We start from the raw sequence: 26,903 nt of genomic DNA on the forward strand, positions 1-26,903 counted from the left end.
TTTCCTGGCCTCGCATCCGGCGGCAGACGGAGATACGCTGACGTTGACAAAGCAGGTGCCATTGTCAACGGTAAAGCATATTTACTCATTCACGCCTGCGTCTACATCCGTATATTCTCTGGCTGCTGTGGTGGGATCTACCTCCTGGAATGGATCAAGTATTTATTATAACCTTCGTGACAATGCGATATTTAATTTGAGCGTATTGGCAAGGGATGCCAGCATCACTAACGCGACGTTGAATTTATTTGCTAAGCCTGAGCAGATAGAATTGTATAATTCGAATCCTGACAGTGCACATAGGAACTCTACGTCCAGTGAATTATATGGATATTTTGAACGTTTATTAGGGCCGGTGACAGTGGATAGTACTACCTGGGCAAATCAGCCAGCGGTAACAGAAGTGAACAGGGTTACCATTGGTCCTTTCCCAATAGGATATAGTAATAGTGATTATACAGATCAGGAGTGTACGAACCTGGTGAAAGATCTGTTCAGTGCCTATCTGAACGGTACGAATTATGGCATGCGGCTTAGGTTAAGTGATGAGGATACAGAGAGTAAGGACCTGAAGTCCATTATATTCTGGAACAACAGTACGACTATAGATTATGATGTTGAGCCACCGTATATAAATGTCACCTATACAGCCAGCCGTTGTGAAGAGTTTACTGCATATGTAAATGAGCAGATGGGCTGGTCTTATACAAAGGCGCAGCTGAATAGTATTATTCAGAGAGCTTGTAGTAGTACGACTGATATATGCGAGTATGTTAGTTATACTTCTTACGATGGAGATCTGTTGTGTGGTAAGTCCACGGCTATTTTTGGTACGGTCAATGATTCCATTACCAATTGTTCAGACACGGCTTTCTTTGCATATACGTTAGCATATGAAAAATACCATTCGTATCGAGATTCATTAAGGAACAGTTTTGATAAATTATACAGGGATACAGCGTTCGCTGGGGGAGAGCGTGAGTTGTTTACGATGTCTTATGCCACAAGTGAGTATCATTATACTTTGTACTATTATGATCAGGCGGGTAACCTGGTGAGGACGGTACCGCCTTCAGGTGTTGTGATCAACCGGGCCGCTTCCTGGCGGGCTGCGTTGGCAGCAGCACGGGCATCAGGTAGCACTTATGTGCCTGCACATACGCAGGCGACGGAGTATCGGTATAATACGCTGAACCAGGTGATATCACAGCGGACGCCGGATGGAGGAGTGTCTAATTTCTGGTATGACCGTTTAGGACGGTTGGTTATTTCTCAGAATGCGAAGCAGATAGGTGTAAATGCATATAGTTATACCAGCTATGATGGATTAGGACGTATTAGCGAGGTAGGGGAGATTACGAGTTCGACAGCGATGACGAATGATGTCAGCCGGAGTGAGGCAGGTCTTTCTGCGTGGATGAGTGCTGCCAGAGGGACTCGTACCCAGATTGTCCAAACTATTTATGATACATTGTATACCCCGATATCGGGTACCTATTTGACGCAGGAGAACCTGAGAAACCGTGTTTCCTGGTCCTCGTATTTTAATACATCCGGGGCGCAGGATTCGATGAATTTTGCTACGGCAACATTTTATAGTTATGACATACATGGGAATGTGGGTACGCTGTTGCAGGATTATAAGGGCGGGACCATGTCGCGGTTGTATAACCGATTTAAAAAGATTCAGTATAAGTATGATCTTATAAGTGGAAAAGTGAATTGGGTAGGTTATCAGCCAGGAGAGAAGGATGCATTTTATCATCGTTATAGTTATGATGCGGAGAACAGGTTGACGAATGTTGAGACCAGTCATGATAGTATTTATTGGGAGAATGAAGCCTATTATGAATATTATAAGCATGGACCACTTTCACGTACCGTATTAGGGCAGCAGCAGGTGCAGGGTGTTGACTATGCATATACATTGCAGGGTTGGCTGAAAGGGGTGAATAGCACAGCCGTTACACCAGTTTTTGATATGGGAGGTGACGGATCCAGTGGTAGCCAGGTTGCGAAGGATGTGTATGGATTTGGTATTCATTACTATGGTAAGAGGGATTATACACCAATTAATTCTGCTGTTACCCCATTTGCTACGGGAATCGGTATAAAGGTGTTGTTTAATGGGAATATAGCTGCTATTAGTCAGAATATTCCATTACTAGGTAAGCCCTTAGAGTATACATATTCATATGATGTGCTTAATCGCCTCAAAGGGATGGTGGCTTGTAAGGGATTTGACAGTTTAACGAATGCATGGAACAATTCGTTTGCAACACTTTCTGATTTTAAAGAAACGATCAGCTATGATGGGAATGGTAATATCCAGACGTATGTACGGCATGGGAATAACACTTTTGCAGGTTCACCATTGGCGATGGATAGCCTTGTATATAATTATCGTCCGGGTACCAATAAGCTGAGCTATGTAACAGATGCTGTAGATTCTTCTTATTATGGGAATGATATAGATAATCAGGATGCCGGGAATTATGCTTATGATAGTATAGGTAATGTACTCTCCGATGTCAGGGCCGGAGTTGATAGTATTAAATGGACTATGTATGGTAAGATTGCGCGTATATATAAGCATAATGGAAAGGTAATTTCTTATAGTTATGATGCGGGGGGAAATCGGATCAGCAAGACGGTAGATAGCCTTCAAACCTGGTATGTACGTGATGCAGGCGGAAATGTGCTGAGTGTTTACAATTATGGTGATACAGCAATCAACAGTGGAGATTTAAGCCAGACGGAGGCACATTTGTATGGAAGCAGCCGGTTGGGCATGGCCACGATGACTGTCAATGTAGAGGATACGACAGCTGGGGCAACAACGAATATTACGGGACTAGGTACGGGGAAAAATATTATTTTTAGGAGGGGTAAGAAGTTCTTTGAATTAACGAACCATTTGGGGAATGTTCTGGCTACGGTGTCGGATCGTAAAATACAGGTAAGTGGAAATGGTACAACGGTAGATTATTACAATGCAGATGTAGTGTCTGCGCAGGATTATTACCCTTTCGGAATGATACAGCCTGGTAGAAGCTATAATGCTGGAGGGTATAGGTATGGGTTTAATGGGAAAGAGAATGATAATGAGGTGAAGGGAGAGGGGAATCAGATTGCCTTTGAAGCTCGGGCATATGATTCTCGAGTAGGGAAATTTTTGTCTATTGACCCATTAACCAAGAACTATCCAAATAATTCTCCTTATATTTTTGGGGCTAATAACCCAGTTACTTTTATAGATGCGCTTGGAATGTGGCCTGATTGGCCTGGTTGGCTTAGTTTGCCAGATCATGCTCCTACGAATACGTGGGAATACATGCAAGCCGCATTTTGCGATGCGTGTCAATTTGTACAGGAAGGTAGACTTACTGGTTGGACAGAGGCCGGAAGATATAGGCAAGGCGTGGCATATAATGCAACGATGTCCACATTAGCAGGTTCTGTAAATGGAAATCTTAGCAATTATAGTTTTGGCCTTTTGAATAGATCAGCGGAGAGTATTGGAATAAATGATGATTACGCTGGTTATTATGATAATGCGACCCTAATAACAACATTATTACATGGTGTATCTGGTGGTACGGGTACATCTCCCCGAACAGCTTTTGCTAGTAGCGGAGAGGCTGTTGTTGCCAACGCGGCAAGCCTGAAAATTAATCCTTCAACAGTTGTATTAGCGGAAAAAATAAAAAATAAGGTGGATGGTGATGCAAGAGAAGATGCTGAATTTGAAAGTCTGAAAAAACAAAATCCTGATGCAAAGGTTTGGAGGGAGCGATATTTGCGTGATGCAAATGGGAAGATTGTAAAAGATCCTATTACAGGAACGGGAAGGAGAATTGATTTTAGTGTTGTAATGAATGATAAAGTGAGTAATTTAGTCGAAGTAACCAGTCTTACAGCTAACAAAGGTCCTCAGGCTTTAAAAGAAGAACGAATTAGAGAAGCTGGTGGTACATATATTAAAGCCCCTGGTTACAAAGGTATATTATATCCGGTTCAAGATATTGTAACACAATTTAGTAGACGTAAATAATGAAAGATTTTACAATTGATAAAGCTAGTTGGCAAACTCAGAGACCTAGAAATTATGAGTTTGATAATACTATAGTTTATAAGTATTTCCGAAGTATTATTGATTACATGGCAGCAAAAGGGTTGTTAAATAATCCAATACTTGCAGCTGATCAGGAGGTGACAGATGATACCCGGATCATGGCATCTGATTTGACGGAAGAAGGTCTTGTATTTGTAAAGGCTGTTTACGACAAATGGATAGGCAAGGTGGTTGATGGGAAAATTTCTCCGGATGATTATAAATTATTAGATAAGGCTTTAAAAAAGATTCGGGAGTCCCAATAACTGAAGGAGGTGCCTAAAAAAGCAACAAAATTATTAATAGATCCTTTTTTCTGAAAAATATAAAAGGATCTATTAATTCTAATTTGGCAAGTTAAAACGGATAAAAAAAACGGAACTTAGTATTGTGTAAATCAATACACTAAATAAATAGATATAAAGAAGGAGTGATAATAAAGTATCAAAAAATGAATGTTTGACTTTCTGAGATAACTTAAAAAAATAACCCGCTGAAAATCAATCATTCAGCGGGTTATAAAGAGTTCTATTCTTTTGTTGCCCTTGTGTAATTCGGATTTCTGAAGGGCTTTAAGATCACTGTAATAAAATCCTGTGTAAACCTGCAACAAAAATATATCCCGAACCTTACCCAGTTTTTGGTTGGCGTCATTGAATGTAAATTCCTTCCATGCTTTTATTTCATTCACATACAGGTGATCTTTAAGCGTCTTCCCTCTGGAAATATGAATGTTTGAAAAGATTGCGTCCTCCTGTAAAGGACTTAGATATCCATACAACTGTGCCCAATGAATTACTTTTCTATAAGCATTGAAATAGCCAAAGATCGTAGATGCTTTAAGGTGCATTTCTTTTTTCAAAAACTTACAAAGCTCCAAAAGCAATTTTTCATTTAAGTCATAGAAAAATAACTCATGACGAAACTTATTCAGAGCAATAAGCGCAGATTTATAGCGACCAATGGTAGCTGGTTGAAGCGCTTCTGGAGGATCGATGATGATTTGGTTGAAGTAGGTGTTTAATATGGATGAACAAGCTTCCTTTTGAAGCTCCTTAAGGATGATTGCAAAGGTCAACTGTCGTTTAGCAGTGTAGTACCTTTTATTTAGTTCACGCAATAATGTGAGTGTGTTATCAATAGCATTATTAATTTCAAAGTGGTAAGGATGACTTGGTTTAACCCAGGCATTCTCTTTCCCACTCCATTCGTCTACCGTCACTTTTTGAGGCAGCTTTACGTCGTGGTAACGACAACTTTTTCCAATACGTATTCGGATATGAATTTTATAGCGCCCGTTTTGGTTAATATGATTTCGCCAATTATGTACGGGACGAAAATCAGGTATTTCCATAAAGGCCTCCTTTCTTGCGCTAATGCAGTACAAATTTCGTCAAAAAGGATAGATTTTGATTAAGTGATTCTATTATTAGATTGCCTATAAAGTGTAAAAAAAAGTGTAAAACAATACAAGGCTAATGAGATGAAAAAGTAAGGTCATCAAAAGAGCAGAATGCGAGAAGGAGTTTGATAATTAAATAGATACAAAAAAGAACTAGTAATAAAGCATCGAAAAGTTCAAGATTCGACTTTTTGAGAGGTTACAATCTAAAAAAAATAAACCGCTGAGAATGAATTCTTCAGCGGTTTAAAAAAAGATTCGTTTTTTCGGGTTGCCTGAATGTGGTTTGAATCATGTATGATAATCAGTTAGTTGTGAGAATGGTGTAAAACAAGGTGTAAAACAGCAAAAAGGACCTATTATTCGAGTTTTAGAGCTAAATTTATAGGTTTATCTACTTACGCATTTTTATCGCCGATTATCAACACCATGCCAAATTTTTCACTCTTCATTGAAATTGGTCAATTTCGGTGGATAACTTTTTAAGAGGAATTATATATTATGGCTAAAAATGTAGTTGAACGACTATAAAATAATGAACTATGGGCCAATGGCATACCCTACACCTATTTGATGATAAGCGCTTCTATACTGACACTGTTCCGCTGCTCAAAGGTCAGCAGGGAGATATTCAGGCGTATTATATCATGTATGAACAAACTTGTACTAAAGGAATATGCGATATTCCATTAGCAGAACTTGTAGCCGTCTTTAACCAGCTTAAAGGCTACCGGCTGGATTATCTTCCATTTATGGAGGTGATCCACAAGGAATGGTATCCATTTCTGTCTACCCTTCCATGGACTTATCACCTGTCTGCCTTCTTTGAGTATGTCGTATTCTCTCATTGCGCAGACTATGCGCCATACTTCCGATTAGGAAAACATGCTGCTTTACATCGCATGCCGGGAATCAACAGCAATGGTCTGAGCTATGAGATCCTTGGTGAATTAAGCATGATTTACCCAGGCATCTTCACCGTTGAAGGAATGGGCGTAACAGGTTGGATCACCAGTGAGGAAGTGAAAGAGCTACTAGCAGGATTAAAAAATGAAGAAACTATTAACGATATAGAAGACTTCATTGCCTTCCTGGAAGTGAGTGCCTCTCTGGACATGGGCATCATAGCGGGGGTAGATCTCCGGGAAGATGCACTCAGGAAATTACCTTCATTTAAATTCAGTAAGAGAGACATGTGGGACTTGCAACTGATAGAAAGACTCGCAATCGAATAATGTATAATCCTGGTTAATAATCGGTTGAGATGCTATAGCGGATGATCTAATATTGATTTTAGGGATATCAAATGGTCTGGTTACCATTTAGAACAAAAATGTCAATAAAGGTTGCGCGTATGGATTGCTTGTGGATATGGTCTGTGAATGGTTTCGATAAGGTGAATATTCAAGAACCTATACCCAAAGCAGACTTTCTCTTAATTGCGCTCTGCTAACTGCAGAACGCTGACTTCGCAGCTGTACTGGAGCAGTTGAAGGCGTTCCTCACCCAGCAAATGTTTGTTGATATTCGGTGCCCCTGGGATGGGGCAAATTCATTCCCAGGCGTTTACTATAGGACAACGACTGTGCGCAAGCAAATGCTTGTTATTATTATATCCGATTCAGATAATAGATATGCAAGTATCTTCATAATGTATGGCAATTCCCGGAGCATTCGTTTTCCCACAATTCATCCTGTTTATTAAATACTACCTGTTCCAATGGCTGTAGACTACGATGGATATAGCATTGCTTTTTTATTCCTTTATTCGTACTGTCTCTGATAGCGTAGTTTACCTGTGCCGTATCATTGAAACATTTTAACCGCTCGTAGGAATTTTTACTCCATGCGTAACCTGTGAATGGATAAGTATGTATTTTCCAGCTAGATGTAGGCTGCGACATCCGATCAATCTCATCAGTTGTAATTCCTTTCCAGATGGAAGTAAGTGGCCGGCGTTGATATGGCCGAAGCCCATACAAGGATCGGATCACCTTATCTACGACTGCAATCTTGTATTCGGAAGTACATTGACGTCTGAGCATTCCCGGCTTCACATTGTCATTTCTTACAAAGCATGGAATAGAAGCAAAACGCTGTTGAGTACTGTTTGATTGTTTCAGCAGATCTTTGTATAAGTTTTTATCTGTTGCAATGATAATGGGAATGCCCTTATTATTTATTGCCCATTGTTGCAGAAACTGTAAGTACTGATATGTAGCTTTGGATTTGAATTTTACCGGTCAAGTCTATGGACAGCCAGGCACCCCTTTTAGAATAGTTTAATTTCCCCTGGTTTTTCCGGTAATTTATAATTAGCTGTTAATACCTCTGTTTTAGGCTTAGTTTTCCCGTTCCTATTATTAACGATTACAGTTTTTTCTATTTGTATTTGATGCCACCCGTATCGCTCGACGAACTCCTGTAATGCAGTTGAGGGATATGAACTTAGTAGAAATTTCCCTTCAATGTGAGCTAATGTTTCAAGAAGCAATAAATAGTCTGATTCAGTATATCCCTTGTAATGTCCAAGATTTGAATTAAAGTAAGGCGGATCACAATAGAAGAATGAATCAACACTGTCTCGTGACTTAATAATATAAAGTGCATCACAATTTTCTAATTGAACACGTTCCAGCCTTTTGCTATATTGACTAGTGAATTCAAGTTTATTGAATGAAATTTTTCTTGCAGAATTATTTACCAATATGTCATATCCCCAGGTGCTATCAAACTTAGAACTAAATGCCTGGTTGCTTAACACCCAAACTGCCCAGGCTCTTTGCACATCAGAAAATAAATCGGGATAATTATAAATTAATACAGCATGGTCGAATTGCCTTCGTGAATGAAGTGTTTTACTTACCATGGCATATAATAAATCGAATTTTTCTTTTACAACGTAGTAGAAGTTAATCAATTCACCATTGGTATCATTGAGAACCTCAGCATTAGATGGTGCCTTGGCAAAGAAGACGGCAGCCCCGCCAACGAAGGGTTCTGCATACAAAATGTGTTCTGGAATTAGCAGAATAATAATTGGGGTAAGTCTCTGTTTGCCCCCATAGTACGTGATCATTGTTTTCATACCTCTCATATTTCTACATCCTCATTGAAAGTACCCGTTTGTTGAACCTTCATAAATAGTTACTGATTGATAGGTGATTTCATGTTGTGATGATTTAGTAAGCGGTTCTAACTGATTTAAATTTATGTTTACCAGATGAGAAAAAGCAGCGCGTAAAGATGGATAATAATGCCTTTCTGTTATTCTTGGCTGCAACCACTTCTCATCTACCTGATACGGTTGGTTGAAATTTACTCCCAAAAGCGCCAACCTCTATTCGCTTTCAAGTTTATCCATAATTTTAATAAGGAATTTTTACAAATAAATCCTGTAGTTACAGAGCGCATTATTCAGCCGGTTTACATTTTTTTCCCCTTTTTGGCTGATGCAGGTTTGGCCACCTGTACTTTTTTTTCCGGAGGTAATTTTCTTGCTTTTCGGTTTTTAGCGATTGTTTTGGCCAAATCAGTTTTAGAAACGTGAGTGGATTTAGCAACCGGATTGGGCTCCATCATAAATGAGTTGATATATTCCGTATCATTTAGAACCTCTAGTTGACCGATTTGATAATGTCTTCTTGCTGCCCCTATCGGGTCCATTTTATGCCAGACTGGTAACTCAACTAAATAGAGATTTTTGGGAGTATGGGTAATATATTCCTGCTCAATATTTTCAATTTCTTTTTTCTTAAAGTCGTACCAGCCTTGTACGATGCCTAATTCATCATCCCTGTAAAACTCCTTGAAAGAAAATTGTTTTTGAAAATCCTTTGTTGATACCAGCATTTCATCCCGCATGTTCAGGATATATTTATCACCCATAATATCAATCTCCGGCATCTTTCCTAATAAACGATTTCTTATTGTTTCATTGACAACTACAAAACCCAGATCATTTTCAAAGCTATCTCTATTAATATTATTTAATACCTCGTTATCCTTAATCGGACCCAAAGATAGGATTGTAGGTAATTTGATTTCATGCTCATAGATTGTTTCTGTAAGAACTCCTGGACGAAGAGAATCTATCTTATGGTTATAAATTAAAGGAAAGTAACCTTCGACTGATTTTATGTTTTTTAGGCTTATTGCATTTTGGATTGCCCCTTGGGGATACATAAGACCTGTTTGATGTTCCAGATCAAAAGGCTTTCCTTCAATAAATAATTGAGCTTTATTAGGATCTCCTATTTCATTTAGTTCAATTGGCATAAAATGATAGATTGTTGATAAAGACTGCAACATCATTTTTTAAATTGATGGAAAACGGGAGTTTATCGGAGGTTGGAGTTTTATCTATAACCATTTACATTTTTGGGATTTGAATGGCGGAATAATTAGACCTCTTTTTTCCAGAGAGAGATTATTTTTTCACCTGTTAATAGAGAGTTGCTTAAATGATTTAAGACAATTAATCTAAGTCACATGAAGTGATATTTTTAGAGTTGTACATTAACTGCAACATCTTTTTGGCTAAAGAGATAGCAGAATTTCTTCAGATATGGGAAGAAAAGAGGTACTAAATATTTCATTAGAGTACTACTTATTTTCTTTAAAGTCATTCTTTGATTTTTTTACATTCAGATTAATATCTGAACGGTTCCCATAAAATTATAACCTATATCCCTGATTCTCCCATTTTTCATGACATGTCCTTTTCATATTTACAGCGATACTTTTCATAGGGAAAAGTATTGGGTGAATAAGAAATTTGAAGTAAGGTAGGGTTCATAGATATCTTTTTTTCTGGGCCTGGCGGGTTTGACCTGGCAGCACAGTGGATGGCCCGGAGATGCTTAGAATCATTAGACAGATTCAACCTAATTGGGTCGTGGCAGAAAATGTTTCTGGCCTACTTAATTGGAACAGAGGGTTGGTGCACGGACAAATTCAGGCTGACCTGGAAGATTCAGGCTAAAAAGTCACATCAGCCGGTATTACTGGCTTGTGCCGTTGGCGGACCTCACCTGCGATTTCGACTCTGGTTTGTTGCCTATGCCCACCAGTTCGGACAGTTGGGATATCAAACAACCGAGAAAAAGTTCAACAATGATGACTGGTGAAAAGTATTCAACCTCACTGATGTCGATGGAACATGCGGGGCTTTTGCTAATACCAGTAGTAGCAGACAGTGGGAAGGGGATCTTCTCAGGGAAGTTATTCTGTAATTACAGATTTGTTTAGGCATATTTTATCGAAATGTAAAAGGAGCATATTATTTATGAAACAAGCCGAGAAAAGAGATGCTTTCCGGGCATTCCGAGATACTAACTACGCATTATTCTTCTGTGGACAGTCCATTTCACAGATCGGCACCTGGATGCAACACACCGCCGTAAGCTGGGTTATTTATTCCATCACCCATTCTGCCTATATGCTGGGATTGGCAGTATTTGCGCAGCAATTCCCTTCTTTTCTGTTTTCATTATTAGGCGGAATCGTTTCCGACCGATATCAGCGCCGCAAGATATTACTGATTACGCAAACCGCTTCACTGGTACAATCCATATTTCTGGCCATACTCATTTTCACTAATCAATACGTAATATGGGAAATATTATCATTAAGTGTGGTACTGGGTATCGTGAATGCATTCGATAACCCCGCCAGACAGCCGATGGTACATGAGCTGGTGAGTAACAAGGAGAATATATCCAATGCAGTGGCGCTGAATTCTGCTATGGTGAATATAGCCCGGTTGATAGGCCCCACCCTCTCTGGGATTGTGTTACAATCATTTGGCGCACATATCTGTTTTGCCTTGAATGCACTAAGCTTCCTGGCGGTGATCACCTCCCTTTTATTAATGAAGCTGCCTGCTTTCATACCACCTGCCAATAAAAAAAAAGTGGTGACAGAATTATCAGAAGGATTCCTGTATTTGCGGCAAACACCCCGCATTATGATCATTATCCTTTGCATCATGGCAATGGCATTACTGTTACTCCCTTATGATACCCTGATGCCCATTTTTGCGAAAGAGATCTTCATAGGCAATGTACGTACTTACGGCTATCTTGCCAGTGCCGGGGGACTTGGTGCCATTGCAGCCAGTTTTTTCCTAGCAGCGTTGAAAAAAGGTACTGACCTGACCAATATATTGCTGATCGGTATAGGGATACTGGGTGTTGGGATGATAGGTTTCTCCCGTTGTACCTCCTTCTACTGGAGCTTACCTTTCGCTGTTATCATCGGGTTCTCATCGCTTACACCAATGACCGCCAGTATCACCATTGTACAAATGGAAGCAGCCACACATATGCGTGGCAGGGTGATGAGCTTTATTGCCATGGCCTACTTTGGTATGCTGCCATTGGGCAGCTTACTGGTCGGAACCGTTTCTCAAAAAATAACTGCCCCCTTTACCATGCTGATTATGGGTGGCATATCTATTATCACCATGCTGATATTTTCCCGATATCTCAAACAGGAACGATTGAATAAAAGTGTGGCAGCAGGAAGCGCTATCGTAGAAAAAATTTTATAACCATAAATAGACTAACATAAAATGAATAACACCGCTCCATTTGTAATGGACAAGCAGGCAGCTATATTGCCGATGATCACCAATGGTCCTGCTGTAACCGGCAAGGTCGCCAACGCAGCCACAATACAGAAATTCCTGTGATCTATGTAGTTGTAGGTTTCAGACCTTGGGCCACAATATCATTTTGTCAATATTGGAAAGATGGGAGATTGTCGTAGGTACGAAAAAAAATCTATTATAAGGTTTTGAATGTTCTACATTTTATAGCGAAGAATGGAATTATTGTGAAAATGAATATTTAAAAAAAAAATTAATGATAATGTAGTGCTTTTAATATCGGATTCCTGATGTGTAATCAAACATGTATTGAATAGGTTAAATTTTAGTATCTAGTATACGTTTTATGTATGACCTGGCTGGGAGTAGATTCTGATAAACACAGGATGCAAAGCTGCATGCATATAAGGAAATTGTATAGAGGTGAATTCGATCACAAATGGATAATCAACTCAGAAAATAATATGTAATAAGGGATCGGAAGGAATAATTTTTTATATCCCCCATGCTCCAGCAAGCTGCTTTAAGTCAATTATATTATCTGTATTAGTTTTCTTATATATGCGTTGGGTATGGGTAAATACTGTTTGTGGACTCACCGCTAACCGGTTTTGAATTTCTCTAGGTTTTAGACCCAGTAATAAATAATGTAGCACCTCAAGTTCTCGCTGTGAGAGATTGTCAAATGGAGTTTCATTTGATGGACCATCATAAATCTTACACTTACCATCATTTAAAAAATCAGTAATTCCCCTGACTACAAACTGATGCGGAGAGGATTTTGTGATATATTTTTTTACACCATAGTTCTCAAGGAAACCAAGGTAGGGGCCAGGTGTTTGTTGGCTGAATATGGCAATTATTAAACCAGAATACAGATTCCAGATATTGGGAAGCACCTCCAGGCAGTGCCCATCTGGCAACATCATATCTAAGATCAGGTGGGTGTATTCCTTTTTATTTAAGGCAGCCATCAAGGCACTACAACTCTCCACCTCATCTACATCATTATAGCCCAGCATGTCTGAAATTATGGTCTTCAATCCTTTATGAACTATACTATGATCATCAACAAGCAGCACAGATTTCATCTCAACAAAATTTAATTATAAAATTGGATAAATAGAAACACTTACTGATTATATATATCTACCTCTAATGTGGATTTTTAATTATTATTCCTTCGTAAATTTCTATACCAATCAAAACATTAATTCATTCAACCTTATCTGTATGCAAATACACAAATTGTCCATTGATGTTCCCCAAGCCTTAAATCGCGTTAAACTTCAATATGAAGAGTTATTGAATGCAAAGCGCTCATTTTCATTACATTCAATATTCAATTGCGGAAAATTCCAATTTGATGAATATTGCAATGATTTTGCTCCCCACACAGATACAATTATAAAAAACAGTACAGCCAGCTTTGGTGAACGATATCAAATTTTATTGCCAGATGCGGATGCATACATTACCTGTTGCATGTTTTTGTTCCCGAATGCTCCACAGGAAAATATTCTACTGCTATCAAAAAACTATGCAGTAGATTTTTACCTAAACGATAAAATGGGCCGTGACGTGAAACCTTCAAGTCAGGAAATGAAAGAGCTCTATGAAATTCGAGATCGCCTGGCTACCTTAACAACCGATCTCAAATTATACCCCAACGCCTCTGCGGCAGAAATTGCTAATATTGAAGTGCTAAAACAAATCTCTGATTTATCTCCTTCTCAATGGTTTAATAAATTCCTAAAACAGTATCTGAACCACATAGATATTGCCCACCAGCCATATGACATAGTTAGAAATGGCAACATGCAATCTATAGAGGATTACATCCGCATTCGTGTCGAAATTTCCGGAATGCCTCACACAGTCACTTTAATAGAATTTGCCCATTCTAATTTTTTGGACTGGGAGTTGCTTGAAAGCATAGGACTCGCTGACGATATGCGAAAACTAAATGAAATAGTTTCCTACGTAGGAGCACTTACTAATGATTTCTTTTCCTTTGAAAAAGAAGTTATCGATAGGCAGAGTGACTCTAACCTGATATTTGTGGTTTTAATAAACAACTTTCGGATGCGTTTAGACGAGGCCATTGAAGTTGCAGGGCATATAATCAGTAACTTGTTAAATGACTACGAAAATAGTCTCACTCAAATCCGTGATAGACTAAATGTCAGTAATATTTCGGAAGTTTCAAAGAACCAAATAAATAAATATCTCAACGGCTTAAAGTCAGTTTTACAGGCATGCTGGACTTGGCAGACATATACGCAACGCTATAAAAGAACATATTCACTTTGGGAAGAAACAAGAAAAAAAGAGGCCATAATTATATAGGTGAAAGCCGCCTCTCGTATGGAAATACGATTTCAAACATAGTGCCTTCATTTAATTTGCTAGCAACTGATATCTCTGCCCCTAAAATCGTCACAAGGTGTTTGGTTATGAAAAGCCCTAACCCAACACCTTCAGGATTTGCGGGGCTTTTTTCTGTTACATAGGGTTGGAATAATTGTTCAACCGTTTTATTAGAAATGCCATGCCCCTGGTCTTTAATTATTAATACCCATTTATCACTGCGTACTTCTGCCGCAATTGTGATCCGTGTATTAGGTCTGGTAAATTTAATGGCATTGCTCAAAAGATTATGTATTATCCGGCAAATTTTTATTTTATCAGTTAGGATAAAGGTGGGGAAATCTGGGGAGACAATTAGGCTAACCGTTAGCTTATTTTGTGAAGCCGGGTATTTATGCATTTCTATGATCTTCGCCAATTCAGCTCTTAAATCTATCGATGCAATTTCAATTTTATTGAAGTCGGCATTTTTAAACCTGGACATTTCCATGAAATGCTCCAGCATATATTTATAATGGTTAGCTACATCTACCAGCTTTTCAATATCAGATACAGTTATGGGTTGTTCCTGTAATCTCTTACTTTGTAAATAATAACAACGAGTCAAAACACCGAAGTAGGGACCTCGTAAATCATGTGAAATGTGTTGAAATAACAGATTTTTCACCCTGTTCGATTCTTCTTCACTATTGAGAGAAGCACTAATCGTCTTGGAATAGCTATGTAAAGATATTAGTAGGATAGTGTTTCTATCATACAGATTAAAAATCATTAAAGTAAGACTGATTACAACTACATATACCAGCCATCGAATAATGTGTTCAACAAACACAGGAAACTTAGCCGCCGGTATAAAATGCAAATCACCATTTAATTCTATAGCAATTAGTAAAAGGATATTAAGCACTATACAATACAGACGCAATTTCCTGTCATTAAATAAGAAGAAGATAAGCCCAAATAGAAAGAGGATCATCAATTGCGACTCTGAAACCCTACCCAGTACAGCAGAAAAATAAAATGTGGATAAACTTATAATTAGATAGAAGACGAAATTGGCTATCGTATATTTCTTCATTTTATTAAGCCAGATGACCCCGAATACAACTATTGCTTCCAGATAAGCGCCAATGAAGATTAAAATATCACCGCTTAAAGTGTAAAAAATAGGGCCAGTTATAGCATTAAGCACGATAACACAGATACAAAGAACGTTGACACCCGTACATATGCTTTTCTTGATTTCATATTCAGGTAACTCACTGGCACCAGCAAACTTTAGAAATTTAAAAAGACTTCGGATCATCATAAAGGTTTAATGATTTGATTGCAGGAACTCCTGCCCCCTTAAGATCCAACAGGGACGGCGATAGCCGACCACAAATCTTTGTAAAAAATCTTAATCCCGGCGAAAAAAAAACATTATTTTTTGGGCTTCGTTAAATTTCCTTCAAGTTGATTCAAAATTACATTGCTAATGAGTTGAGGTGAAACCTTATATAACCTGGCTATAGCACGGATCTCCCTAACCCTTAGGGGATCGGGGTTATTGGACAGCCGCCCCAGGCGTTTGTAATTCATCCCCAGTTTATTGGAAACATAAGTCCTATTACTGTATATAAACAGAGATTTAAAGGTGGTTATTTCCCCTTTTTGAAGTAAAGTACTTGTGAGTTTAATCTTTTCCAGATTTTTATCTACCAATTTTTTCCCCTGGCTCATGCGTCAAAAGTGCATGTAAGTATGGGAAAATCAATGAAATAGGCCATTTTTGTTTATAGTTTGGGTCTATAAATAACCTATATTGGGCTCAAGATTGACCTATCATCGTCATAAATTTATGACAACCCTTCTAGTAATTACAATCTATGTTTGCGCTAACTGGTCGGCAGCAATGCTGGACTAGTGACTGTTGGATTAGGGCTCTAAATTGGTAGCGCCCCCGCTTCGGTGGGGGTTTTTTTATTATATAGCTTTAACGAATAACCCCTAAAACTGTGTCAAAAGGACATGTATTATATTGCTTATCATAGCAATGATCCAATAATTTAGAAGTATCTCTCTTTTATGTAAATGGTCTTCAACTAACATAAAACAGCAAAAAAAATCCCAGCTACGGAAAACACACAAAATACCTTTACCTGAAATAATACTTTTGTTCATAAAAAATGACTGAAGATGTCACTTGAAAATATGCATACCCTTCTCATTATTTCATCAGGGGAAAAAGATAAGTTGATGGCTTCCGAGCAGAAGAAACTGAGTTGTATCCAATAAAAGAAATCCAGCCCCCCTGCCAGGGGAACCGGTAAATTACACCATGGGGATAGTTACCGGTATGAGGGGAAAGCAAATTTTTGAAATGGTAAACCGAAATAATTACAGGGTTTTTAAAAAAAATCAGGAACATCTATACCCTTTCCTCTGGGATTAATAGATCCTGAGTGAGCATAATGTCAAAAGGATTTTTAAAACGCCTTTGATGGTGGCATTAAACTATTGAAAGATTTACAGGTATCGTTACATAAAATAGTATGTTATGAGTTTGGTTTATCAATTACTAAATGAACAGGAACACCTCCTTACATCCAAGGGATATGACGAGAAATCCTTAAATAGCCCTGATAAGGCAGGATATTTATTAAAAGAATTACAACGTCAGCTTGGAATATGCCTGAGAGATTCATTAGTTGATGACGGACCTTTTGAATTTCAACTCCGAACTGTTGGTTTTTATAATAATGATAGAGACTGCGTATCGTTTAATTTACATTATAGTTTTGATCCGGAAAAAGTAGATTTATCAATTACCAGACTTGATGTAGGTTTTAATCATCAAGCTGCTACTGTTAAACTATGCGAAAACTCCATGTTACCTCATGCCAGCAAGGCAATGGAATTGTTTGAAGTAAAAGATCTGACAAACAAAACCCGAAGACAATTGTCTCCTCTCAAAGGTAAAAGTAAAAACCGCAATAGGTAATTTGCTAATAAGTTCTAACAGGGATATACAAATCAAGGCAACAAAACAACCGCAAAGCAGAAAGGCCGCGCCATAATTACCTTTGGTACCTTTTGGAATGCGGATTATAAATACATCAACACTGTACATTTTACCGACTCACTCAAGAAATATGCGCTGCAGTGCGTTTGGGCAATCTTTATAGAAGGGAAAGTTGTGCAGGATTATAAAAAGAGCATCCCGGAAGCATCAAGTATGATAAGGTTGCCCATACAACCAGACCCGGTAGGGAAGAGTAACGGATACTACTTTTAATCCTGGTCGGTGGCCTCATCGAAATCTCTTTCTTTTGAAAAATCTTTGTTTGCGAAAAGTGCAGCTATACCACTTAACTGGGACAGTCGTAGCACCTCATCAGGATCCATACCAATATGCTTTACAATCCAGTCATTGGAGGCTCCACATTCTACTTTTAATATCCTCACAACCTCAATCATATCATCAATGGCATGCACCCCTCTGGCACGGTTATGACGGATCGTCGCAGCTATTCTGTCTGCTCTTCCTTCTTTCCCTTCTCTAACATTGGTGATTGGCACCCTGCCAAAAGTACTATTACTAATTTTTTTGAAATCACGCACTACCTGATGGCGGTGAAACCCATCAACTATAACTCTTGTATCATCCTCTATCTCCCTGGCTCCTACAATTGACATTGTGTAACCATCCTCAAGAATAGAAAGATATAATAATTTGCTCTCCGGAGGAGCCACATGATTGGGATTATAATCATTTGGTCTGACGTTTTCGACTTTCTCCCATTCAACAAGGTCCACCGGGTGGTGATTTAAGGGGCTGATTTTATGTAAATGGCGCCTTACCAAATTTAGTGTATCAATCTTATTGTCCTCACCATCCAATGCGGTAATAAGAGCGCATAATTCTTTTACTTTTTCTTCTATTAACTCCGTCATAGGCTGTTTTTATACTTTTCTCTAATAGCTCTTCTATTATCTTGCTGGTACTTGGTAGGACCAAAACCCATAAATGCACAGAGGTGATCATTTTTTAAAATACAGAAAGCCATCCGCTTCCAGGAAGGTATATCAACGGTACTCTTTACATCGTCTGTATTGTCAGGAACGCCATAAAAGATAATCTTAGCCTTACCATCCTTGGTATAATTGCTGACACCATTCCGTCGAATTTGATATCCGCATTCTTCAATTTCTTTAATAATCTCGTCCGAAAATCCCCCGCCTGTACGAGCCCAGAACTTGATGCTGGTTTTAAATATTTCCACATAATTATTTCTGATATCATCTGGCAACGTCGCCAGAAGAAACTTGGTATAAGATTTCCATGTGTGCCCTTCGGGCAATGTGAGATCACGATATCCCAACGCTTTAGTCTTTCCATAAATTGCGGCAAAATTAGCCCCCTTGACACGACCAACTAATTTGGCCCATGTATCCGGCTCTATCACACGATATAGGTTTAAACTATGCTTGGCCTCATCGGAAAATGGGCTGGCAACACGCATTTCTTTGATATTAATACCAGCGAGATAGAACATGTCATATAGCTTATTGTAAGGATAGCGGAAACGGCTATTGGCAATCCATACATCCTCCACCCGCCAGTCATAAATAGGAGATGCGGTCCACGCCTGGTCGGCAATGACATTCGTGATCCACTTTTTCCCCTTATAATCATAACGTTTATTGACAACACCATTATACCTGCGCAGGCTTTCGTCCATTCGTAGGCCCAAAAGCCCGATGGTTTTGCCCCCGCCATGCTTCTGACCATACCAGCGGCCAAATTGCTCTGCATGTTCTCTATAGGTCATCCTATATTTATAGGTGCTCATGGGATTATTGGAAAGGCTATACACGTAGGGCTTCTTCGGTATAGAACGGATCCAGGCATCAGATTTTTCCTCATCCCACGGGTACCAATACATCTCATAATTACCTACCGCTGTGCGGGTTGCCATGGGGACACAAAACCAATAGGGCTCGACGCGTGAAAGGAACTTCTCGTACATTGCCGTTACATAATCGGTAGTGTGGGAGTACTGCGCTTCAAAATCCTGATGAAAGAGTCCTATTTTCTTAGTAATCCCTTTCCGCATCATATAATCCATAACCAGATGCAAGAGGACTCCGGAATCTTTGCCACCGGAAAAGGAGATATAAATGTTATCAAACTCCTTGAATAGGAAATCCATACGGAGCTGAAACGCTTCGTAAACATTAAGATCACCCTGCTGCTTCATATTGATAGTGAATATAGGCTAGGTCGGTCCAGTTTTTTTTATGTTTTACAACTTCAAAATTTTCAGCTACAAAAATATCAACAAAATCCTTAAGAACAGAAGCCGTTAATTTATGTCGTTCCGTCTTCCTAAAATATTCAATGACATCTTTGATCAGCAACCTAAGGTCCTGTTTATTTGCCTCAACCTCCACAAAGGACTGCAACTTTATATTGCCGCCCAAGAGAATTTCCATAGCCACAAAAGCCTTCACTTTTTTTCCATCTTTTAGCACGTGCCAGATATATGTATCTTTTGTAATAATTGGCAGGTTGCCCCGCTGCCGAATCAAATGAGGATCCATAGCATATGGGCCAATAAGCCTAATCACTTCAGCGGAGCTACCAGCGATGCGCCGAACTTTCATAATTATCAATTTGACAGTTATTAATAAATTAATGCAAGACCTGGACCTAAAGTTCCAGTACGAACTGTTTTAGTAGCGTCTTGTCATACAGCCGTTCTCTGATTTCATCGGCCAGGTCTTCTTTTCTGGCAACACATTTACGCATTTTCGAATCAATACCGGCAATGGTATAAATTTCCCATATCTCCATGGGCTTATCCTGCCCGAACCGCTCGATCCTGGCAATGCACTGGCGACGCTCGATGGATTTATAAGAGCCGGAGAAAAACACCAGCCGCTGGCATCCCTGTAGCCCATTTAATCCCACTCCACCACTACTTCTGGTGGCAACAAAATATTTTTTCTTCCTGTGCTCAAATAGATCTTTTTCCTCATAGCGCTTCTTTTTATTGCGCCCGGTAAAGACTGCGCAGTTTTCGGGGCCCAGAAATTTAGCCAGCATCTCTACCTCATAGAGGTATTTACAATAAAAGATGGTCTGCCCTTTGTCATATCCTGTCTCACTTAACATACCCAGCTTTTCTGTACCTAAATCCTCTATTTGCCCAGAAAGATTATTTTTATAAAAGCCACAGACAATCATCTGCATGCGGCTCAAATAACCAAAAATGGTATGCGATGCAATATCTTCATCACGGGCCAGCAACTTTAAGAGCGAATCTTTCTGGTATTGGTAATATTCATCCTGTTTATCTGTCAGATGACATTCCAGGTCAGAAAAGCTCTTTGCAGGAATATCCAGGCATTCATTTAACTTAAGCTGATAAGTGTAGGGTTCCAAAAGGCCCATAAGATAATCCAGGTTCTTATACCCAATCACCTCATCACGTGCCGGGCCGCCCATCAGCAGATACTGCTCCTCGAATTTGTAATAGTTGTTACATTCCGTTATCAGATCTGACAGCATTGCAAATTGCATGTATAGATCCTTCAAATGCTCAGTAGGTGTACCGGTAATGATCACCTTATAACTTGTTTTGGAGGCACAAAGCAGCAGCCTTTTGGACCGCTTGGCAAAAGGGGCCTTCACCTGATGGCTTTCATCGATGATGACCTGGGTCTCTGAGTCAACAAAATCCAGCGCATCAAACAGGGTCTTGGCGCTAATGCTCATGCTTTCGGTGCCTACTATCTTCCAGGTAAGCCCAGGTACAGAGCGCCACAAGGTCAGTTCGCGCTCAAAGTTGGTAATGGTAGACACCGGGCAGAAGACTATGACCTTATTAATCTGTCCTGCCACATACCGGCTTTCACATAAATGAATAACAGGCTTGGTTTTCCCCACTCCTGCATCAGCAAAAAGTGCGGACACCTTCATGGAACACATAAAGCGCAATGCCCCCAGCTGATGTAGTTTGCAATGATCATCAGAAATGGGTGGCACATCATCGCGTAGCCGCACATGCAATGGTACCTGTCGCCGCTCCCATTCACAATCATTAATGATCTCATAAAACTGAGATTCTATATCTGCCTTATAGCGGTGTGCGAGATTAGTATCAAAGCCCTGGCTTTTTTTACCATTTTTTGTCTCCACCCGCACAAAGACAGTAAGCCTATCGTTTACAACTTCAAACCAACACATTGACTTATAACAACGGTTATTTATACCATACCTGATATACAGGCGCTGGATCTGACGGCCCCGACCATTATAGATTTCCGTGTCAACTAACTTTGCGCCGATCAAGCGTTTTTGAAGCGTTTCTAAGATCATTTAAAAACGTTTTAAAAAGCATTTATAACCGGGTACCGCGTTAGCCCTCCATTAAAAGTATTCGGGTAGGATGCACTTCAATATCTTCACCGCCTTCCTTCCTCGTCCTGGTAGTCAATACCTCACACCACCCTTCAGCAATAGCCCTCCTTACGTCGGGCAGTTTAAGGGCAGGAACAGGAAACTCCCTTATTTCAAAAGTGGCGTTTTTAACAACGGTTTCCCAGTTGTTAAAATCACCACCAACTTCAAAGGTGCCATCCATAAGATACACGCCACTGCCAACTAATATATTACCGATCGCGCTGTTGGCCTTGGCGATCATCCAGTTAAACAGATATACCGGCTTAAGCCTGGCACTATCTGAATAGTTCTTAATTAATAAATCACAAGCTTCATAAGGGGATTCCCCCGTAGTATTCCATAAGCTAATCAGCAATTCCCTAAGTGGCACTATTGCGGCTTCATCAAACCACCAGGCTTTATCTTGCCATCGACCACGCAGCAAATGCGCTTTGGAAACAAAATGCTCATTATATGGTGTATAGACTTTTAGTTTATCATTAATTTTTTGAACTGAAATTTTAGTGTACATAGAAATAAGATTGAAATGGTTTTTGAGAAATAGGAATGGAGTATCCTAGAAACTTTTAAAGGAAGGCCAACTGCCATCAGTGGCCATTTTTAACGCGGTCTTGTCATCACTTATAGGCACCACCCGCGCACTCTTTGGAGCAACAGCGTATCTACCAGCGAACTTCAGCTTCCTCTTTTCCTCACCATTGTCTAAAAGAGCTGCTGGCTTAACTGCATCCAGGGCAGGCGGATTTTGTTTGGCCATAAAACGGTAGCTGCATAGTGATTGACTTAATACATGCGCCTCAAAATTATCTACCATCCTTACAGCGCAGGTCATATTCATCGTATAAAAAAATGACCTTATATTCTTTACTTCTTTTTCTGCCAGCTTGTAGTTGCGTCGATACTGATATGTTACTCTCTTCAGGATCAGGTCACGGAAAGGTATCCTGGAAGCAGTGAACTGCTGATAAACCTCTTTCCAGTCATTAACCCATGGAATAGAAAATGGTAAGGATAACTTAAGGACTTCCGTAAAAAATACCTTGTCTAATTCCGCCTGGTTTTCATATATCGGCATATGCAGTACTTTCTTCATAGCCACAGTAGAAAGGTACTTGGCAATCTTATCGTTTAATGAACCTTCAGTTGGTCCAATACTTTTGTAATATTCAACAATTTGTTTTCTGGTATATGTAATATTCCCCACTTGCACCTCGTTAAATGTTTTGGGGCCCAAGATATACTCCAATTTACGTACAGACTTGCTCATGACAATAGGATTAGTATCCGGCCAATTAAACATGACCGAACAGTGAAAAATTAAAATGTCAAATACAGCGCCTATCAATAATGGAAGTATATTAATCAGGAAGTAGAATAGTATAGGATCATGTTTTAAGAATTAAGGTTAATGATTAGGTTTCTTATTTGTCAGAGGTAAGCCTGTCTAACACTATCTTAACCGCTTTGTAACCGTACACATGTCTCCAGTGGTTCTGCCAATTGAATAACCCTTCTCGCGTAGCAGGCGAACAAAAAGCTCATCTTCTGCACAAACACGGATAGATATATCATCGATATCAGTCAACAGGGTAACCGCATGAATAAAGACAAGAATAAGAGGCTCAGAATAAATATTTTTTTGCATCGACCGAAAAAGCAAATATGCCCGTCTGTTTTTTTTAATTATGTCATATTCAATATAGTCGTCCATTTCCTTTTCTCCCTTCTCAAGCCCAGCCTGACTGCCATCGAACTCTTCTTCGGGCTCACCAACGTGGCAGGCATTAATCGATAAAATATATTTTTTCAACTCTCCTGTTGTGCCTCTCAATTCAGGGAAATCACCAATGTCATCGATATTATCTGAATCGTCCACTACACACACGTAAAACCGCTTATCACCCGTTGAAAAAATCTTTAGTAGTAAAATACCTCCGAGTTGAAGCTCCATACGATTAAGCGATTCTAAATCCATTTTCATCAGCATATCTTCATAGTCTCCGGGATATTTATTCTTAAAGTCTTTTCTGGTTAACTCTTTCAACATAAGGTTCTTATTTAGGATTAAGTAAAAATTTGATACTTAAAATTTCAATCTACCTGAATGAGTTCTTTTGGAGGACCAGGAGTCAAAGACATTCCAGCTAAATGCGATTACTCCCTGTTTGTTGGAGGCCACAAAGTCCGGTGAGACAAAGGTACCCCTAGAGGACACCAGCGGAGCATGCAGCGTTATCGAGAACTTTTCTGCTCGCAACATGACATGGGCACCGAAGGTTACTAACCCCCTAAAAAAATTGGGACTAAATACGTTAGAAATAAAACTATCCGGCTCGTTTTTCATTTCCCTGACATTTACGAATACCGCGTCCAGACTTAAATATGGACCTGCATATAATGAGAATGGCCCCCAATTATCATCAACCCGCCAGTTAGGGGAGACACTAATATTAGCAACGGTGGCATCAAAATCAAACGTGTATTTGCCGGTATAGAGTCCTGCCTTCAAAACACCCTTCCCGGTTTGAAATCGGGACAAAGACAAATAAAACCTTGTTAAAAGAGAGGAAAAGTCCTCCCGGGCCTGTAAATCCACACCCATCGTAACTACAGGATATACCTTCCGCTGGAAGCTGGTATTGATTGTTTCATTGTGGGCACAATAGAGCCGAAACCGGTTATAGCCCATGCCGGCACCCACAAATAACTTTACTCTATACCTTGGAAATATTACCGGCTCCTTAGGTATTACCTTGGTGTTGATGTAGGTAACAATCCATCTTAAATAGGTTTCAGTATATGGCAAAAACTGAAACGGTTCATAGTCCAGGCTATCGGTTAAAAAAAACAATTGATGCAGATAGCCATAAAACCAAAGCGATTTCCTTTCCCTTCTAACCCATTTATCTTCCGTATGCCAGAACCGGCTGTAATCAATGTCAGGGATAGCATTATTAGCGTCATAATCTTCGGGCACCCAATATAACAACTGTTTAAAAGCAGGTTGAGCTATTAAGCTATCGCCCTTTTTTTTAGCATAAATGAAGAATCGCTGCTTTTCTCCATTATAGGCATATAGGTCAACGATCGGTCCAGCAGCTACCCTGAGTAAAAAGCACTCTATCTGATGCTTATGGCGTGAGATAGTTTTATTGTGAGGATTGATAAGCGGCTCGAAAATTTCCACTGTTTGTTTATTATAATACCTGTCACCTACCTGGAAACGAACCACATCAGCAAAAGGCAAAAGTCTCAACCTTCTATTGCCCCCATTTTTATACTCTAACTCGAAAAACTTAGCCGGTGCCCCATTATAGCTTAAGTACCCCGAAAGGGAATCACCTGTATTTAAGATTACATAGCCCGGCTCAAATATGCGCTGGGCATAGGAATAATGTGAAATTAGTAAGGCCGAAAATATGGCAAGTGATTTCATGTGATAATAGGTTTAAAAATTATATAAAAACATCATGGACCACTTTCTCAGTTGGATGGTGCCGCTGCTCTCTAATGAGCTACCATTTACCAGTGTACCGGATCCAACGACACTGGCTCTGGGCAACTCAAACCTGACGATTACATTTCCTCCAATCATTGTCCCACTGACAGTTCTGCGGGGGATGTGATCCCATATCTCCCTGTCATTAATAGAGGATTTCGTAGGAGAAAAAACGGCGACCTGGATGTATGGTTCAACTCCCGTATATAAGCGGTAGTTGAACTTATCTAATATCCTGTAGGATAGTATGAACGATAGTGAACTGATATAGATATTGTGGGTTTTACCACTTGAAGAATCCGAATGCTGGTTGATAGGGGGATACCTGGCCTTCCCAAAAAACTGCATTGAATTAAACCCGGTAATTAGCCGTTCCGTTCCGCCAAAAAATGGCCAGGGAGTGGTATAGCCGGCAGATAAAGATATACCCAATATAGGGCTCAATTTTTCTGTTGAGACTGACCTCACGCCCATATAAGAATACAAAACAATGCCCCCGGCGCCGACATTCCATCTGCGCAGTTGCGAGTTTGACTTAACAATGGGGCTATCTCCTTTATTTAGGTAACAAAAAACCTTTTTTAGTTCATCCTCATCATAGGGTAATTCGTCAATTACCTGCCGATAAGAATCTTCTACTGGAATCAAGGTAGATAACTGCTTTCTGAAATTTTGCACTACCTCATAGCCTGGGATTTCTATATTGATAAGCTGTTCAACATTTCTTAAGCCCTCCTCATATCGAATAAAATACCGAGGATTGCGGGTTTCCATTTTATACAAAGAATAATTAGCGCCTTTAACCAGCTCCTTTAAGATCACCATAACCGGAACATAATTCAAATAAACAACTTCTCCTTCTGCATGAAAATCGTTTGACACCAACAATGTAGGAGCGCTAATAAACTTCCCTTGCCCCTTAATCCAAAGAAAACAAATGTCATCGGACTTGAGATTGCTATCTGCGGCCTCGGCACGTCTTCTGAAACGTACATCAAACAATGGCCCCTTGTAATAGTTGAAATAAATGAAACCACGTAAGGTATCAGCATTTTTCAATACGACATATCCTCTCTTGAAAGAAGGCTGGCCATACATACTAACCACAGAAACCATCAGCACCAGGACAAGGGTTAATTTCCATTTCATAATTGTGTTTTTCAAACGTGTTTTAATAACTACCCTGCAGCTAAACCTTACAGGTTATAGGCACAAGAAGGCATGTGGCTGGCTGGCAGCACATAAAAGAGGTGTTAAGGAACCTCACCTTTTTAGATTGATGATTCATGTGGACCGCTAACTGATATCGTGACCTTACATCCAGTTAGCCACAATTTGCCGTAATAGAACATTAGCGGCCTATTGAAGGCTTATCGCTCTCCATAGGAATGGGCTGCGAACCGCTAACCAATAATTAGTTTTATCTATAGTATATACTGGTATCCCGATATGAAATCC

The 26,903-nt window shown here is 39.5% G+C and carries 22 protein-coding genes; 7 read left to right on the forward strand and 15 right to left on the reverse strand.

Going from position 1 to position 26,903, the window contains the following annotated elements:
- Positions 1-4,054 (forward strand): RHS repeat-associated core domain-containing protein (locus BW716_RS05855; protein WP_143708731.1); only part of this gene is annotated, 4,054 nt, incomplete at its 5' end.
- A complete protein-coding gene (locus BW716_RS05860) occupies positions 4,054-4,380 on the forward strand; it encodes a hypothetical protein (protein ID WP_083721596.1) in 327 nt (108 codons plus the stop codon). The genes BW716_RS05855 and BW716_RS05860, both read left to right, overlap by 1 nt.
- Positions 4,381-4,622: 242 nt before the next feature.
- Here BW716_RS05860 and BW716_RS05865 read toward each other — a convergent pair whose 3' ends face one another.
- A complete protein-coding gene (locus BW716_RS05865; RefSeq protein ID WP_083721597.1) occupies positions 4,623-5,468 on the reverse strand; it encodes a phage integrase SAM-like domain-containing protein in 846 nt (281 codons plus the stop codon).
- A gap of 590 nt (positions 5,469-6,058) precedes the next feature.
- On the opposite strand from BW716_RS05865, the gene BW716_RS05870 reads away from it, so the two are divergent.
- Positions 6,059-6,751 (forward strand): hypothetical protein, encoded by a 693-nt coding sequence (locus tag BW716_RS05870; RefSeq protein ID WP_083721598.1) that lies wholly within the window; start codon positions 6,059-6,061, stop codon positions 6,749-6,751.
- Between the two features lie 411 nt (positions 6,752-7,162).
- Here BW716_RS05870 and BW716_RS05875 read toward each other — a convergent pair whose 3' ends face one another.
- The 3 genes from BW716_RS05875 to BW716_RS05885 all read right to left on the reverse strand — a co-directional run bounded on the left by BW716_RS05875 (position 7,163) and on the right by BW716_RS05885 (position 9,794).
- Complete coding sequence (locus BW716_RS05875; protein ID WP_083721599.1) at positions 7,163-7,561, reverse strand: hypothetical protein; 399 nt, start codon at positions 7,559-7,561, stop codon at positions 7,163-7,165.
- Between the two features lie 227 nt (positions 7,562-7,788).
- Positions 7,789-8,604, reverse strand: a complete 816-nt coding sequence (locus tag BW716_RS05880; protein WP_220388717.1) for a DNA adenine methylase — start codon at positions 8,602-8,604, stop codon at positions 7,789-7,791.
- A gap of 338 nt (positions 8,605-8,942) precedes the next feature.
- Positions 8,943-9,794, reverse strand: coding sequence for a hypothetical protein (locus BW716_RS05885; RefSeq protein ID WP_083721601.1), 852 nt, complete (start codon positions 9,792-9,794; stop codon positions 8,943-8,945).
- Positions 9,795-10,374: 580 nt separating this feature from the next.
- Between BW716_RS05885 and BW716_RS38930 the strand changes: the two genes are divergently transcribed.
- Positions 10,375-10,500 (forward strand): DNA cytosine methyltransferase, encoded by a 126-nt coding sequence (locus BW716_RS38930; RefSeq protein WP_143708732.1) that lies wholly within the window; start codon positions 10,375-10,377, stop codon positions 10,498-10,500.
- A 303-nt stretch (positions 10,501-10,803) separates the two neighbouring features.
- Entirely contained in the window at positions 10,804-12,069 is a 1,266-nt protein-coding gene (locus BW716_RS05895; protein ID WP_083721603.1) for an MFS transporter, read from the forward strand.
- Positions 12,070-12,620: 551 nt separating this feature from the next.
- On the opposite strand, the gene BW716_RS05900 is transcribed toward BW716_RS05895, so the two are convergent.
- On the reverse strand, positions 12,621-13,217 hold the full coding sequence (locus BW716_RS05900) for a response regulator transcription factor (protein WP_083721604.1): 597 nt from the start codon (positions 13,215-13,217) through the stop codon (positions 12,621-12,623).
- Between the two features lie 142 nt (positions 13,218-13,359).
- On the opposite strand from BW716_RS05900, the gene BW716_RS05905 reads away from it, so the two are divergent.
- Positions 13,360-14,475, forward strand: a complete 1,116-nt coding sequence (locus BW716_RS05905) for a terpene synthase family protein (protein ID WP_083721605.1) — start codon at positions 13,360-13,362, stop codon at positions 14,473-14,475.
- Here the strand turns inward: BW716_RS05905 and BW716_RS05910 are convergent.
- Positions 14,468-15,805 (reverse strand): HAMP domain-containing sensor histidine kinase, encoded by a 1,338-nt coding sequence (locus BW716_RS05910; protein WP_083721606.1) that lies wholly within the window; start codon positions 15,803-15,805, stop codon positions 14,468-14,470. The genes BW716_RS05905 and BW716_RS05910 overlap by 8 nt on opposite strands.
- A gap of 1,230 nt (positions 15,806-17,035) precedes the next feature.
- Here BW716_RS05910 and BW716_RS05920 point away from each other — a divergent pair.
- Positions 17,036-17,479: a hypothetical protein gene (locus tag BW716_RS05920; protein WP_083721608.1), complete on the forward strand. Its 444-nt coding sequence runs from the start codon at positions 17,036-17,038 to the stop codon at positions 17,477-17,479.
- A gap of 290 nt (positions 17,480-17,769) precedes the next feature.
- Here BW716_RS05920 and BW716_RS05925 read toward each other — a convergent pair whose 3' ends face one another.
- The 9 genes from BW716_RS05925 to BW716_RS05965 form a co-directional block, all read right to left on the reverse strand.
- Positions 17,770-18,432, reverse strand: a complete 663-nt coding sequence (locus tag BW716_RS05925; RefSeq protein ID WP_083721609.1) for a ParB N-terminal domain-containing protein — start codon at positions 18,430-18,432, stop codon at positions 17,770-17,772.
- Positions 18,429-19,739: a DUF3440 domain-containing protein gene (locus tag BW716_RS05930; protein ID WP_083721610.1), complete on the reverse strand. Its 1,311-nt coding sequence runs from the start codon at positions 19,737-19,739 to the stop codon at positions 18,429-18,431. The genes BW716_RS05925 and BW716_RS05930 overlap by 4 nt, the downstream gene beginning before the upstream one ends.
- Complete coding sequence (locus BW716_RS05935) at positions 19,723-20,145, reverse strand: hypothetical protein (RefSeq protein WP_083721611.1); 423 nt, start codon at positions 20,143-20,145, stop codon at positions 19,723-19,725. Before BW716_RS05935 ends, BW716_RS05930 begins: the two co-directional genes overlap by 17 nt.
- A gap of 46 nt (positions 20,146-20,191) precedes the next feature.
- Positions 20,192-21,862, reverse strand: coding sequence for a DEAD/DEAH box helicase (locus BW716_RS05940; RefSeq protein WP_083721612.1), 1,671 nt, complete (start codon positions 21,860-21,862; stop codon positions 20,192-20,194).
- A 40-nt stretch (positions 21,863-21,902) separates the two neighbouring features.
- The gene (locus BW716_RS05945; RefSeq protein WP_083721613.1) at positions 21,903-22,457 is read right to left on the reverse strand and encodes a hypothetical protein; all 555 of its coding nucleotides are present in this window, start codon (positions 22,455-22,457) and stop codon (positions 21,903-21,905) included.
- Positions 22,458-22,502: 45 nt separating this feature from the next.
- Positions 22,503-23,213, reverse strand: a complete 711-nt coding sequence (locus BW716_RS05950; RefSeq protein WP_143708733.1) for a hypothetical protein — start codon at positions 23,211-23,213, stop codon at positions 22,503-22,505.
- Positions 23,214-23,396: 183 nt separating this feature from the next.
- Complete coding sequence (locus tag BW716_RS05955) at positions 23,397-23,993, reverse strand: hypothetical protein (RefSeq protein WP_083721615.1); 597 nt, start codon at positions 23,991-23,993, stop codon at positions 23,397-23,399.
- Between the two features lie 36 nt (positions 23,994-24,029).
- A complete protein-coding gene (locus tag BW716_RS05960; RefSeq protein ID WP_083721616.1) occupies positions 24,030-25,382 on the reverse strand; it encodes a hypothetical protein in 1,353 nt (450 codons plus the stop codon).
- A 12-nt stretch (positions 25,383-25,394) separates the two neighbouring features.
- The gene (locus BW716_RS05965) at positions 25,395-26,609 is read right to left on the reverse strand and encodes a hypothetical protein (protein WP_143708734.1); all 1,215 of its coding nucleotides are present in this window, start codon (positions 26,607-26,609) and stop codon (positions 25,395-25,397) included.
- Positions 26,610-26,903: the final 294 nt, after the last annotated feature.

It is taken from the genome of [Flexibacter] sp. ATCC 35208 (assembly GCF_001975825.1).
In the GTDB taxonomy this organism is placed as follows: Bacteria; Bacteroidota; Bacteroidia; order Chitinophagales; family Chitinophagaceae; genus Chitinophaga.

Bases quoted from the DNA above. Each gene is read 5' to 3' on its own strand.
- BW716_RS05895 (WP_083721603.1), top strand. From the start codon at position 10,804: ATGAAACAAGCCGAGAAAAGAGATGCTTTCCGGGCATTCCGAGATACT.
- BW716_RS05870 (WP_083721598.1), top strand. From the start codon at position 6,059: ATGGGCCAATGGCATACCCTACACCTATTTGATGATAAGCGCTTCTAT.
- BW716_RS05955 (WP_083721615.1), bottom strand. From the start codon at position 23,993: ATGTTGAAAGAGTTAACCAGAAAAGACTTTAAGAATAAATATCCCGGA.
- BW716_RS05935 (WP_083721611.1), bottom strand. From the start codon at position 20,145: ATGAAAGTTCGGCGCATCGCTGGTAGCTCCGCTGAAGTGATTAGGCTT.
- BW716_RS05950 (WP_143708733.1), bottom strand. From the start codon at position 23,213: ATGAGCAAGTCTGTACGTAAATTGGAGTATATCTTGGGCCCCAAAACA.
- BW716_RS05900 (WP_083721604.1), bottom strand. From the start codon at position 13,217: ATGAAATCTGTGCTGCTTGTTGATGATCATAGTATAGTTCATAAAGGA.
- BW716_RS05875 (WP_083721599.1), bottom strand. From the start codon at position 7,561: ATGCTCAGACGTCAATGTACTTCCGAATACAAGATTGCAGTCGTAGAT.
- BW716_RS05945 (WP_083721613.1), bottom strand. From the start codon at position 22,457: ATGTACACTAAAATTTCAGTTCAAAAAATTAATGATAAACTAAAAGTC.
- BW716_RS05925 (WP_083721609.1), bottom strand. From the start codon at position 18,432: ATGACGGAGTTAATAGAAGAAAAAGTAAAAGAATTATGCGCTCTTATT.
- BW716_RS05910 (WP_083721606.1), bottom strand. From the start codon at position 15,805: ATGATGATCCGAAGTCTTTTTAAATTTCTAAAGTTTGCTGGTGCCAGT.
- BW716_RS05905 (WP_083721605.1), top strand. From the start codon at position 13,360: ATGCAAATACACAAATTGTCCATTGATGTTCCCCAAGCCTTAAATCGC.
- BW716_RS05930 (WP_083721610.1), bottom strand. From the start codon at position 19,739: ATGAAGCAGCAGGGTGATCTTAATGTTTACGAAGCGTTTCAGCTCCGT.
- BW716_RS05865 (WP_083721597.1), bottom strand. From the start codon at position 5,468: ATGGAAATACCTGATTTTCGTCCCGTACATAATTGGCGAAATCATATT.
- BW716_RS05940 (WP_083721612.1), bottom strand. From the start codon at position 21,862: ATGATCTTAGAAACGCTTCAAAAACGCTTGATCGGCGCAAAGTTAGTT.
- BW716_RS05880 (WP_220388717.1), bottom strand. From the start codon at position 8,604: ATGAAAACAATGATCACGTACTATGGGGGCAAACAGAGACTTACCCCA.
- BW716_RS05920 (WP_083721608.1), top strand. From the start codon at position 17,036: ATGAGTTTGGTTTATCAATTACTAAATGAACAGGAACACCTCCTTACA.
- BW716_RS05860 (WP_083721596.1), top strand. From the start codon at position 4,054: ATGAAAGATTTTACAATTGATAAAGCTAGTTGGCAAACTCAGAGACCT.
- BW716_RS05885 (WP_083721601.1), bottom strand. From the start codon at position 9,794: ATGCCAATTGAACTAAATGAAATAGGAGATCCTAATAAAGCTCAATTA.
- BW716_RS05960 (WP_083721616.1), bottom strand. From the start codon at position 25,382: ATGAAATCACTTGCCATATTTTCGGCCTTACTAATTTCACATTATTCC.
- BW716_RS38930 (WP_143708732.1), top strand. From the start codon at position 10,375: ATGCTTAGAATCATTAGACAGATTCAACCTAATTGGGTCGTGGCAGAA.